This is a genomic window from Paracoccus sp. S-4012 (genome assembly GCF_009674885.1).
Taxonomy (GTDB): Bacteria; Pseudomonadota; Alphaproteobacteria; order Rhodobacterales; family Rhodobacteraceae; genus Paracoccus.
The window spans coordinates 626573-639506 of record NZ_WKKA01000001.1 but is presented as its reverse complement, the minus strand read 5'-3'; the positions used below and the strand labels follow the sequence as shown (position 1 = coordinate 639506).

The 12934-nt window shown below is 57.5% G+C and carries 9 protein-coding genes; 3 read left to right on the top strand and 6 right to left on the bottom strand.

Annotated elements, in window-relative coordinates; all coding sequences use genetic code 11:
• Positions 1–3: 3 nt before the first annotated feature.
• The 3 genes from GI374_RS03130 (at position 4) to GI374_RS03120 (ending at position 7946) form a co-directional block, all read left to right on the top strand.
• On the top strand, positions 4–1983 hold the full coding sequence (locus tag GI374_RS03130; RefSeq protein WP_154335527.1) for a site-specific DNA-methyltransferase: 1980 nt from the start codon (positions 4–6) through the stop codon (positions 1981–1983).
• Between the two features lie 9 nt (positions 1984–1992).
• On the top strand, positions 1993–5118 hold the full coding sequence (locus GI374_RS03125; RefSeq protein WP_154335526.1) for a type III restriction-modification system endonuclease: 3126 nt from the start codon (positions 1993–1995) through the stop codon (positions 5116–5118).
• A 587-nt stretch (positions 5119–5705) separates the two neighbouring features.
• Positions 5706–7946 carry a DUF262 domain-containing protein gene (locus GI374_RS03120; RefSeq protein ID WP_154335525.1) on the top strand — a complete coding sequence of 747 codons (2241 nt, stop codon included), beginning with the start codon at positions 5706–5708 and terminating at the stop codon, positions 7944–7946.
• 535 nt (positions 7947–8481) lie between these two features.
• Here the strand turns inward: GI374_RS03120 and GI374_RS03115 are convergent.
• The 6 genes from GI374_RS03115 to GI374_RS03090 all read right to left on the bottom strand — a co-directional run bounded on the left by GI374_RS03115 (position 8482) and on the right by GI374_RS03090 (position 12832).
• Positions 8482–9018: a metallophosphoesterase family protein gene (locus GI374_RS03115; protein ID WP_229582476.1), complete on the bottom strand. Its 537-nt coding sequence runs from the start codon at positions 9016–9018 to the stop codon at positions 8482–8484.
• 3 nt (positions 9019–9021) lie between these two features.
• Positions 9022–9771: a hypothetical protein gene (locus tag GI374_RS03110; RefSeq protein ID WP_154335524.1), complete on the bottom strand. Its 750-nt coding sequence runs from the start codon at positions 9769–9771 to the stop codon at positions 9022–9024.
• A gap of 4 nt (positions 9772–9775) precedes the next feature.
• Positions 9776–10144, bottom strand: a complete 369-nt coding sequence (locus GI374_RS03105) for a DUF3768 domain-containing protein (protein WP_229582474.1) — start codon at positions 10142–10144, stop codon at positions 9776–9778.
• A gap of 36 nt (positions 10145–10180) precedes the next feature.
• Positions 10181–10822, bottom strand: coding sequence for a site-specific integrase (locus GI374_RS03100; RefSeq protein WP_229582472.1), 642 nt, complete (start codon positions 10820–10822; stop codon positions 10181–10183).
• A gap of 132 nt (positions 10823–10954) precedes the next feature.
• Positions 10955–11908 carry a hypothetical protein gene (locus GI374_RS03095; protein WP_154335522.1) on the bottom strand — a complete coding sequence of 318 codons (954 nt, stop codon included), beginning with the start codon at positions 11906–11908 and terminating at the stop codon, positions 10955–10957.
• Between the two features lie 186 nt (positions 11909–12094).
• Positions 12095–12832, bottom strand: a complete 738-nt coding sequence (locus GI374_RS03090; protein WP_154335521.1) for a hypothetical protein — start codon at positions 12830–12832, stop codon at positions 12095–12097.
• Between the last annotated feature and the right edge of the window lie 102 nt (positions 12833–12934).

The window sequence follows — 12934 nt, the reverse complement described above, 5'->3', positions numbered from 1 at the left end:
AGCATGGACAAGCTGAAGATGCACAGCCCCGACCTGAGCCAGGACAACATCGCGAAGCTCCGCGAGCTGTTCCCAGGCTGCGTGACCGAGGCACGGGACGAGGCAACGGGGGCGGTGCGTCTGGCGGTGGACTTCGACCAGCTGCGTCAGGAGTTGAGCGACTTGGTCGTGGATGGGCCGCAAGAGCGTTTTCGACTTGACTGGCCCGGCAAACGTGAAGCCGCAGTTTCGGCGGCACAACCTCTTGCGAAAACTCTCCGCCCGGCTTTGAACGAAAGTCATCATTTTGAAGAGACCAGAAATCTTTTCGTGGAAGGCGACAACCTTGAGGCCCTAAAATTGCTCCAAGAAACTTATCTGGGAGCAGTGCGCATGATATACATCGACCCACCCTATAACACGGGCAGTGACTTTATCTACGACGACTACTTTTTTGAAGGCGCAAGCGAATACTTGAAGCGCTCTAGTCAAATTGACGACACCGGAGATCGCCTGATCGCAAATACAGACGCCAATGGCCGATTTCATTCGGACTGGCTTTCCATGATGTATGGCAGACTCAAGCTCGCACGCAATCTTTTACGGGAAGACGGGGTGATCTTTATCTCGATTGGAGATGATGAACAGGCCAACCTTAAAAAACTATGTGATGAAGTGTTTGGAGTGGATTGCTTCTTAGGGTGTGCCTGCCGCGTTTCAAAGAAAGCGAACAACCAAGGTGATTACTGGTCCCCAAATTTTGATTACATATTGACCTATGCGCGGGACAAATCTTCGTGCCCCGTCTTTTTTGGTGGCATCAACTTGAGCGCGTACGATCAGATTGAGGAAGCCGGACCTCGAAAAGGTGAGCGCTACCAGCTTGTTCGTCTATACATGACAAGCCTTGATCCGATGAGAGGGTGTGCAAATCAGAGATACTTCATTGAAGCGCCTGACGGCACCCTGCTGATACCCCCCGGCAATGTGTTTCCAACGGCGCGGAAAGACGGAGCCAAGATTGTCCCGCAGACGGGTGAGGACAAGGTTTGGCGATGGAGTGCGGAATCGTATAACACTCGCCGCGAAGAAATCGTTGTGAAGCGAGTTAGGTCTTCGAACCTCATTGACGCAGGCGGCAATAGCGTGCTGTGGAATGTATATACGAAGACGTATCTGAATGACGTTATTGCAAAGTCATCAGCCAAGCCAAATAGTTTGATTGAAGATCACATCAATCAGGGAAGCTCTCATGAGCTTAAGAGGCTCGGTATTCCATTTTCATTCGCCAAGCCATCGTCCCTTATAGAGTACCTTTGTGAAATATCGCAGGTGTCCAACGATGATATTGTGATGGACTTTTTTGCGGGCTCCGGCTCCGCCGCACACGGCGTCATGGCGTTCAATAAGAAACATGGCGCCTCCTGTCGATTCATAATGGTGCAGATCGACGAGGATCTCGACGAGTCCGATCGAAACCAGCAGGCCGGATTTCTTTTCTGCAAAAAGCATGGCCTCAAACCAACAATTCCATCTCTTTCTAAGGAACGCATTCGTCGTGCCGGAAAAGAGCTGCTGGATGGCAAGTGGCAGGGCGATGTCGGCTTCCGGGTGCTCAAGGTGGACACGTCGAACATGAAGGACGTCTACTACCGCCCCGACGAGCTGAAGCAGTCCGATCTGCTCGACATGGTCGACAACGTGAAGGAAGGCCGCACGGCCGAGGACCTGCTGTTCCAGGTGCTGGTCGATTGGGGCGTGGACCTGACGCTGCCCATCCGCCGCGAGACGGTGCAGGGCAAGACCGTGTTCTTCGTCGACGACAACGCCCTCGTTGCCTGCTTCGAGAGCGGCATCACCGAGGATCTGGTGAAGGAGCTGGCCGGCCACGAGCCCCTGCGCGTGGTCTTCCGCGACAATGGCTTCGTCTCGGACGCGGTGAAGATCAACGTCGAACAGATCTTCCGCCAGCTCTCGCCCACCACCGACGTCAAATCGATCTGAGGGCGCGCCATGAAGCTGAAGTTCAAGGTCCAGCCCTATCAGACCAATGCCGTCAACGATGTGGTCGACTGCTTCGCCGGCCAGCCCATGACCTCTGGACTGACCTACCGCATTGACCCCGGCCGCAAGGCGCAAGCCAGCGCCTTCGAGGAAGGCTTCAAGAACGCCGACCTCGCCCTGACCGACGTGCAGATCCTGGAGAACATCCAGAAGGTCCAGCGACGGCAGAACCTGCCCGTCTCGGAGTCGCTGACAGACTTCACGACGTTCAACGCTCGGGGCGAGCGCGTGCCCGTCGCGGCCACCTACAAGCGCGACGCGCTGGCCGCGACCCGCGTTCACCTCGACGTCGAGATGGAGACCGGCACGGGCAAGACCTACTGCTACATCAAGTCGATTTTCGAGATGAACAAGCGGTACGGCTGGTCGAAGTTCATCATCATGGTGCCTTCGATCGCCATTCGCGAAGGGGTATACAAGTCGCTGCAGATCACGGCCGACCATTTCACCGAAAGCTACGGCAAGAAGGCGCGGTTCTTCATCTACAATTCCAAGCGCCTGCACGAGCTGGAGAGCTTTTCGTCCGACGCTGGGATCAACGTGATGGTGATCAACATCCAGGCGTTCAACGCGCGCGGGGCCGACAACCGTCGCATCTACGAGGAGCTGGACGACTTCCAGTCGCGCAAGCCTATCGACGTGATCGCCTCGAATCGGCCAATCCTGATCCTCGACGAGCCGCAGAAGATGGAAGGTGCGGCTACGATGGAGGCGCTGCCGAAGTTCAAGCCGCTGTTCATTCTGCGCTATTCAGCGACCCACCGCACCCAGCACAATCGTGTGCACAGACTGGACGCCCTGGACGCCTTTAACCAGAAGCTGGTCAAGAAGATCGCGGTGCGCGGCATACAGACCCGTGGCCTGGCTGGCACCAACGCCTACCTCTACCTTGAAGGCATCGACATCTCGAAGAAGGCCCCCGTAGCCCGGATCGAGCTGGAGGTGAAGCTGAAATCGGGCGAGATCAAGCGCCAGCTTCGGCGTCTTGAAAAGGGTGATAACCTCTTCGACTTGTCCGGCGGTTTGGATCAATACAAGAACGGCTTTGTGATTGCGGACATTGATGCACGAACCGACCACGTCGAATTCACAAATGGCTCAGTGCTTGAAGCCGGCAAGGCTACACGCGACCTGACTGAACGCGACATCCGCCGCATCCAGATCCGCGAGACAATCAAGGCGCACCTGGACAAGGAAAAGCAGCTTTTCACGCAGGGGATCAAGGTCCTGTCACTGTTTTTCATTGACGAAGTGGCGAAATATCGCGATTACAGCCAACCCGACGAAAAGGGCGACTACGCCCGCACCTTCGAGGACGAGTATGTGTTGCTGAGGGACGAATACCTGTCGGAACTCGCGATCGATAACGAGGCATACCGCAAGCACCTTGCCGGGATCGACCCGGCCAAGACCCACAACGGCTATTTCTCGATCGACAAGAAGACGAACCGCCTCAAGGACCCGGCCGTTGGCGCGCGTTCGGTCGATTCCGACGACGTGGACGCTTACGACCTGATTCTGAAGGATAAGGAACGCTTGCTTTCCTTAGCCGAACCTACCCGGTTCATCTTCTCACACTCGGCGCTGCGCGAGGGTTGGGACAACCCGAACGTCTTCGTCATGTGCATGTTGAAGCACAGCGACAACGCCATTTCCCGCCGCCAGGAGGTGGGGCGCGGTTTGCGGCTGAGTGTCGACCAGCACGGTGACCGTATGGATCATCCGGCAATCGTGCACGACATCAACGTCCTGACCGTGGTGGCGAGCGAAAGCTACAAGGACTTCGTCGCCGGGCTGCAGAAGGAGATCGCGGAGACCCTCTCGTCGCGTCCGCGACAGGCAACCGAGGACTATTTCACGGGCAAGACACTGACGACCGAGCATGGCCCGGTCGAGGTGACTGCCGCAATGGCCAAGCAGATCTATCGCTATCTAGTGAAGAACGACTACACCGACGATGCGGACCAAATCGCAGATGCGTACCACAAGGCCAAGGCGACCGGGAAACTGGCTGACCTGCCGGAGGAACTAAAGCCCCACGCGGAGCAGGTGTTTCAGCTTATCGACAGCGTTTTCAGCGATGCGCAGCTGCCCAAGATCGACGATGGCCGAAAGCCCAAGACCAATCCCCTGAATGCGAACTTCGAGAAAAAGGAGTTTCAGGAGCTTTGGGCGCGGATCAATCGCCAGGCGGTCTACCGGGTGGAGTTCGACTCAGCGGAGCTGATCCGCAAGTGCGTCAGTGCGCTTGATAGCCAGCTGCGGGTCACCCCCTTGCTGTACACGGTTCAGGTCGGCGTGCAGAGTGATGGTTTGACCGACGGCCAGCTTCGTAGCGGCGATGGCTTCACGGTCACCAACACGAAGACCGAACATGGTGACTCGCTCCATTCCCGGGTGAAGTACGACCTCCTGGGCAAGGTGGCCGAGAACGCCCAACTGACGCGCGAAACGGCGGCAAGCATCTTGGGCCAAGTCACGCCGGCGGTTTTCGAACAGTTCACGAAAAACCCCGAGCACTTTATCTCCGAGGCGTCGCGGATCATCGCCGAGCAAAAGGCAGCCATGGTGATCGAGCGCCTCGCCTATGACGAAGTGGATGAGCGGTATGACATCGACATTCTTACAGCGAACCAGACCGGCCAGGATTTTTCCCGTGCTACGGCGAAGCTCAAGAACCACATCTACGACTATGCGATCACCGATTCCGATGTCGAAAGAGATTTCGTGAAGGAGCTGGATACGAGCAGCGAGGTGGTCGTCTACGCCAAACTCCCACGCGGGTTCCTGATCCCGACCCCGGTCGGGGACTACAACCCCGATTGGGCGATAGCTTTCAATACTGGTAGTGTACGGCACATCTACTTCGTCGCCGAAACGAAAGGCACGATGTCCAGCATGAAGTTGCGCGAAATCGAGAGGACGAAGATCAAATGCGCCCATAAATTTTTTGACGAGATCAGCAGGCGCATCAACGCGGATCGTGTGAAATACGAGGTTGTGACTGACTACGGGAAGCTGATGGACTTGGTCGGCCGTGCCGTGACCACGCCCCTGGCACGCGGCTCAAGCTAGTGAAGCCCCACAGAACAAGCTCGGGAGGTTCGACTTCCGTTCCATGCCGCCGAACGCCACCGCCGTCGAATGGCGTAGCTGCAGCCTAGGGGACCTCTGGATCACTCAAGGAGTTGCCGGCAATTCGCCAAATCGGCGCAGTCATGAGGTCCGGAGAATATCGGCCACGAGAGACCGCTTTCGTCTCTCCTCGCGACGGCGGCAGTGCTCAGCCCCACCTGCATAACCTTCGAAAACAAGCGAGAAATTCGGCCACGGCGGATCAGGTGAACGCTTTCGCCGCGGCAAGTGGCGGAGGGGACGGGATCCGAAACCATGGTTCAGCGATGAAATGCCGCGGCCGGCCCCAACTAGGCAGACTCGTGGCAAAAGTGGCAATCTGTCATGAGTCAGAACATGGACACTTCGCGGCGACCAACGGCTCCGTCGGGGTGGCGGCAGTTTCGTCGTTGCCCGACCAACCTGCTTGACTTGTGCCCACCGCAGGCCGACACCAACATTGACACTTAGTATAAACAAGAGCTGCGATTAAGAAAGAGCTCAAGTCGAAGACAAGCCTAGCGGCCGCTGGACGAAAGAGGGAATACATGAAGGACGCACAGAAACCTGACCACCTCAGCCTGAACACATTGATCAATTATCTTCGTGATGGCCGCTATGTAATCCCCGATTTCCAGCGCGAATTCGAGTGGAAGCCCTGGGACATCAGGGACCTAATGAGGTCCATATTTCTAGACTACTACATCGGAAGCCTTCTGCTCTGGAAAGGCAAACCCGAAAACTTCGCTGCGCTCTCTTGTGAGCCCATTTATGGCTACAGCGGAAGCGGAAGGCCGGAATACATCGTGTTGGACGGCCAGCAGCGGCTGACGGCGATATACTATGCGTTTCTTGCTCCAGATAAACCGCTTCAGAATAGAAGCAGTCGCTTCATTTATTTTGTTCATATTGACAAGTTTATGGCCGAGGAACACGACGAAGCCTTTGGGTACGATCGCTTGACAAAGCGCTGGTCCAAAGTGCTTGCCGATCAGGCAGCCCAGTTCGAGTCTCACGTTTTCCCTCTTTCGATCATCGGGGCTACCGGATGGGAGCTTCCAAACTGGATCCAAGGCTACGAAGCCTATTGGAAGTCCAAGGCCGCGGAAGCCGAAGCTCTGGGCGACACAGATGCCGCTGAGGCGGCTTACGTCCACGTGGGGAATGCGAAGGATTTCGGCGAGCACCTGCAAGGGATTACCGGGCAGTATCAAATATCATTCAACGAGCTCGATAGGGACCTTGCCGTAGATAAAGTTTGTGACATCTTTACGCAGATAAATAGTCGCGGCGTTCGCCTGGACGTGTTCGACCTTGTGAATGCGCTTCTCAAGCCCAAGGGACTTCAGCTTAAGCTGATGTGGCGCGAAGCCAGGCCCCGTCTCGACGCCTTCGACGCTGAGAAGATGAACGTGTACATCCTCCAAGTGATGAGCATCTTGAGGCAAAGTTATTGCTCTCCGAAATACCTCTATTTTATGTTGCCGGGCCAAGAAAAGCCTGTTCGCGATCCGGACGGCACGCGCAGGAAGGAAATCCTTGTTTCGGACACCGAAGACTTCAAGTCCCGTTGGGACGCGGCGGTCGGTGCTCTTGAGAGTGCCGTCAAAGTGCTCAAGCATCCGCAGGAGTACGGGGCGGTTAGCTCTGCTTTCTTGCCCTACGTGTCGATTCTTCCAGTTTTCGCAGCGCTACGGGCCCATGCAAAACAGCTTCCCCCTACTCGGCAGCTCGATGCGCGCAGGAAGCTGCGCCACTGGTACTGGGCTTCTGTGTTCATAAATCGCTACTCTGGCTCTGTAGAGTCGATGAGCGCCCGAGACTTTATCGACGTCAAGGCATGGTTCGATGAGGACCTCGCAGAACCTCCTTTGATTACGGAGTTTGCACGGAGGTTCCGCACGTTAGACTTGCGCAAAGAGGTCAAGCGGGGAACGTCCGTCTACAACGGAATATTCAACCTTCTTGTGCTTCAGGGCGCGCGTGACTGGATGACGGGGGATGTTCCTCAGTTTGGCGACTTGGATGACCATCACATTGTGCCTGACTCTTGGGGGAAAGCGAACCTTCCGCCCGGCCTCCATGGCTCAATCCTGAACCGGACTCCGCTGACGCAGAATACGAATCGAAAAGTCATTCGTGCGCGCCTGCCGAATGAGTACCTGCCGGAACTGATCAAGGCCAGCGGTGAAAACAGTGTTCGCTCAATCTTTGAGACGCATTTCATTTCACCCATTGCCTTTGACATTCTGCTCCGCGATCCGTTCGGTCCGGATGATTTCGAAGCGTTCATCAGCGAGCGGCAGCGTACACTCCAAGATGCAATCGAGAACCTACTGATTAAGGAGAGGCTGGATTTGTCACCGCAGCTCCGTCGTCTTGATCTTGCGACGGAACGTGTGGAGATTGCCCTTCGAAGGTGTGTCGATGCAGTGCTAAATGGCGATTACAGGGCCGCTCCACCCCATGTAATTCAGAAGGTTGATGAGCGGATTGCGCGTGCGGCAAAGAAAAACGCGACTCTCGACCTCGATAACTACAGGTCTTTGTCTGCCAAACTTGAATACTTTGACCTGCGTGAGCTACAGGAAGCGATGACCAGCAAGGCCAGCTGGCGCATGTTCGAAAGGCAATTCTCGAGTAAAGAGGGGCTTGTCACGAAGTTTGATCAGCTGGCGGAGCTTCGCAATGGGATTCGACACAGCCGCGCTGTGAGCGAGGTGGTTAGAAAGGAGGGCGAAGCGGCTATAATCTGGTTTAGCCAAATTCTGGGCTTGGATAACGAATAGTTGGCTGAGCTGGTCCTGTCCCATTTAGCCGAAATTGCGGAAGGGATCTACAAAAGATCAACCGCGGTTCCCTATCCGAACATCCGTTCCTTAATGCCTCGTCCTTAATATGTGAGTAAGTTGCTGATGCCGCCCCCTACAAAATGTCGAGAGGAGCCACGACGCTGTTCTTACAGTTAGAAGATCGCGGCAAGCGTCCGGTGGCGAGGCGCCAGTTTTCGAATCGCCAAGGCACGCGGGCGGAATTCATTCTTCCGCCGCTGTCGTATGGTGTGTCGCGATCCGTACTGGACAACGTCGGCGCGATAGGCACCTCGTCCGCGACGGTCCCGCTCCCGCAACGGGCTCTATCCAGCCGCCGATCCCGTCACCTAAGATGGACCTATTTGCCGGCGCTTTGGTGCTTACGATCGGTATCACACTACCGAGCTGTGGGTGGTGACAGCATTGGTGCCTTGTAACCCTTCGCTTTGCTCGACGCTGAGGTGCGCCGAGCAGACTTGGTGCAGGCTCGGCGGCAGCGCTCTCGCCGGGATCATCGCCGCCACGGCAGGGACAACATCGGCAGCATCAGCGCCTCCAGCTCCGCCTCCGCCGCCGTGACGGCCTTGAAGCTCCATTGATCGACGCCGACGTTGACCTGGCCCGCAGCGCCGCGCCAGTCCGTGTGCACATGGCCGAAGAGGTGGACGGCACCCTCGTGCGCGCCGTTCCATGTCAGCAGCGGGTAATGGCATAGCACGAAGCGGCAGCCGCCGGCCTCGACCTCCACCAGATCGTGAACCGAGACCCAAGGCAGCGCGCGTGCGACCCAATCATCGTCGTGGTTGCCGCGCACGAGGTGCTTGCGGCCGGGGAGCACGCCGAACATCGCCGAGGCCTGAGCGCGGTCCGCGGCAGTCTCGCTGCAGGCGAAGTCGCCCAGGTGCCACAGATCATCATCGGCGCCGATCATCGTGGTGCCGGCGAGCAATGCTGCGTCCATCTCCGTCGTGGTGGCGAACGGCCGCGAGAAGAAGCGGCGAATGCCGTCGTCGCCGAAATGGGTGTCGGCTGTGAAGAAATGCGCCATCAGCTATCCTTCGCTGGAAGGGTGCTCGGTGCGGCGGTTGTCCCTCCGAGCTTCCGGTGGCTGCCGGGTGACGGCCGGCAGCCAGTCAGGAGGTGTTGTTATCGGGTCGCCTTCGGTTTCGAGCTCGACCGGCTCATCCTCGGCCCAGGGCGGCCAATTGCCGTCATAAGGGGCCGGTGACGCCGAGCTGTCGGCTCCCCCTTTGACGATGATGACGTCGCTGGGCGCCAGTCGAAATCGGCGCTTCGACTTGTCGGTGCCGATACTCTCGCGGGTGATCCACTGCATCCGCCCGCTGTCGAACAGCAGGTACCGAGCGCCCCAGACGCCAACAATCACCGTGAAGTGGTCGTACCTGTTGCCGAGCCCGACAATGACTGCCGCACCGTCGCCATGGGCCTCGTCGATCGTCGTCAGCAGCTTCGCGCGCGTCCATTGCTTGTTCGGCGGTCGCCGCACCACGAGCTTGCACCTGCCCAGGCGTTCGGCGCGCTCGGCCAGGTGCCGCGTCAACCGATAGAGCTTCGTGCTTGAGATACCGGCCACGCACGCCCTCTCGAGCCGCGTGTCGTGGCTGAGGCATGTCAGTCCCGCCGCCAGCAGTCGCCGGCTGTCGCGGCCATTCAGAATGGCGCCGGGAAAAAGAACCACGCGCAGGGCGTTGATGGCGGCATAGGGGCCGCAGAGCGCGTCCAGCTCGCCCTGCAGCCATGGTTGGCACACCCGGGCGCCCCTCAGTATTGTCGACGACATGGCGTCAATACTCGCTGGCCAGCATGAGCGTTAGCACGCGCGTCGTCACCGTCGGGTCGGCGGCGTCGGGGGAGCCGTGCAGCATTTCGACGGCGTAGGCGTCGATCTTCCAGAAGACGCGCTCGCCGGCGACGCTCAGGCTGCCGAAGTCATGCTCCCCGTAAGGATCGTTGTCCTCGGTGAAGTCATCGAACACCGTGAGCTGCCTCAGCAGTTCGCGAATGGCGCTTCCGCCGAGGGCCACGATTCCCGACGTGATCACCAGCCGCCCGCCGTTCAGGTTGCGGCGGAAGCTGTCGTTGAGGTCTCGAATGCGGTCGCGGCGGGCGAGTTCATTGTCGTCAGCCATGCGAGGCTGTTCGCCGTGAGTCATCACAACGTTCCTTTGGGTTGCGGAGGGGGAAGGGGGTCAGAGGAGAGAGACGAGCCGGCGCTGGATGTCGCGATCGCCTTCGATGTAGCGTTCGGTCGTACTCAGTGCGCGGTGCCCTGCGAGCTCCTGGACGTCGCGCAGCGAGCCACCGGTTCTCGCCAGCAGCCGCGCTGATCTGGTGATGAAGGTCCGCCGGCCGGAATGCGACGTGCAGCCGTCGAGCCCGAGTTCGATGTAGACGCGCTTGAACCAGTTGACGACGCTGCGCGCCGTCATGGGGCCGCCGCGCTCGGAACGGACCACTGGACCGTCCTTGGGGTGCCTATCGGCGCGATGGTGCAGCTGCAGGGCGTCGCGCAGCTGGGGATGCAGGGGAATGCGGCGGCCACGGCCCATCTTGGCGATGCCGGGTGCGACGTTGACGCTGCAGCTCACGCGTCCGCGGTGGTCGAGCAGCATGGGCCACGTCAGGCCGGCGATTTCGCAGGCGCGGAGGCCGGACTTGAAGCTGAGCAGCAGCATGACGCTGTTGCGCTCGGGATGTCTTGAGGATTCGACATGCGCCAGCAGCCGGCGAAGGTCAGCCGGGGCCAGCACCTTGGCGGGGTGCCGGGACATGGAGTTACCGTTGCTGAGAGGAAAAGGCGCCACGACATTGTACGCAATGTAATAATACAACAATTTCAGTACAATGTCAAGCGTGTACCGCTGGAAGTCTGGTGAATGCGCGCCAACTGCGGCAAAGGGCGGAGAGTTGCCGTTCGCTGCGCTCGTCACGAATGGCAGCTCTGGCCGAGACGGCTGCGTGATTTACTGTGCATGTCGATAAATGCTCAATGCCGCTTCAAGGTTTGGCAGACCGGCGCGACGGCGTTCTTTGCGTTTTGGTAGGTCGTTTAGCCACCGAACCAGATCGTTTTCAAGCTGCGGGTGTTGAGCGAGCTTGAAACGATAGTGTGTAAAAAGGAACGTACGTAGCGCATGCATAAGAATAAGGTCATTTCCGCGACGGATCAGCACGGCGCGCGCAGGTGATGCAGCGAAGCTATCCCGGTTCGCGAGAACGGCCTTGAGCTCGTCTGCACTATCCGGGGGCGACAGGCGGCAAAGGTCAGTCGCGACGTATTTGACGATCCGCGTGTAAAGAAGGTGATCGTCAAAAGTGGCTGCATCGAACCGTTGCGGAGCATCTAGGCTATACTCGTGTCTTACGAGACCGCTATATACGACGACTTTATTGTGTTCGGCAAGCAAACGCTTCGTCTCGACACCGGAATGCGCGGCGTAATTGCGAAGCAACCGGTAGTATTCGAGCAGGTCGTATCGCTCGCTACCGATCTTCTTTCTGTTCAGCTCAAATCCACCAGCGATGGATGCCAAAGTGTACTTGAGTTCGGACTCACCATCTTGGCGGCCACGCCACTGGCGGCCTAGCGCAAGCTGTTCTCGCCGAAATCGCTCCAAGAAATCCTCAAAGTGGCGAGAAGTGCCGACGAGCAGAAGCCTCGCCAAGTGAGATGGCAACCCTTTCAGGTCCAGAAAACGCGTTGGGACTCTGTAATTACGAGCCAGACTGAGTCCGAACTCAGCAGGGTCGTCGCTCTTGGATGTTGTTTCCGAAAGATATCGGGCAGAGATCGTAAGCGCCGCTGCAAGCCCGTCGATAGCGCCGAGTTCAGCAACCAGAGTTCGATAGCTATCAAATATGAAGGGTATGTCCTGACGTGGCTGCTTAGTCCTCGGAAGTCGCACTGTATCGTCCATGACTAGTTCTCGCCCTGATAAATAATCAGCGTCACCAGTGTTCACTGAGACCAGATAGCGTCGTTCGTATCAAGAACTTTTAGCGTCTCCCATAGACGACTGTTTTGGGAATTGTTGCGTTATAGAGTTCCAGTTCCTGACAGTCGGCTCGGGGCCGTCTCTGGCTATTGGATGATCTTGGCAATGTCAGACGGGCCAAAGCGCTTGGGAATCTTTGGCTGGCCTCTTGAAGTCGTTCAGGTTTCGTTTGGAACTATCACCAACACAGGCCCTGTAGACGCTTGCTCTTTTGTTGGCACCCCAAGTCGCAGCCCGCGCTGCGAAGAGGCTCGTCTCACCATGCCTTTCCCAAGTGACGACCTTAACATTCTGGCCGTCAGGTAGCGTTTTGAGCTGTCGGGCAAAGGTCAGAAGCGTGTCTGACCGGCGCTCCTTTGCGTCAAGGTAGTGATAGTGATACCCCCAGTGTCCGTGGGTTTCCCTCTTAAGTAATTCCTTGAGGCCAGGGATGGTCAGGAAGAGGGCGACAACGTTTTCGGGTAGATCGGGAGCCACGACGAAACGTAGAATTGGCTCAAGGCTTCCCCGCAGGAAGGGTATGAGCGGTCCGCGAATTTCTTCTGCTCCCAAGGACCAGCGATCATCATGAACGGTTGTAAAGTTTTTTTGCCATGTCCGCAAATCAAGATCATCTTGCTTCATGGCGCTTTGCAAGTCGCCAACAAGGTCCACGATTTCGCGGAGCAGTGCGCTAAACTCTACTTCTAGGTTATCTCTGGTAGAAACCTCACGTCCAGCGTGGCTGAATTCTCGCAGTCTTTCGCGCTTCGAGATAATTCCGTTGATGCAGTCCCTGACCTTGTCCCTTCCGACAAAGACCATCAGTCGATCTTCTTGCTCAGGATTGAAGTTAATCTCGCTCAAATCTCACGGCCCAAGTCTGGTTACGGAATGTGTCACGCGTCAATCTGATCATAGATGCCAGATAAGCCGACAAAATGCTACCCCTTGCGCGTTAGCAAGGGG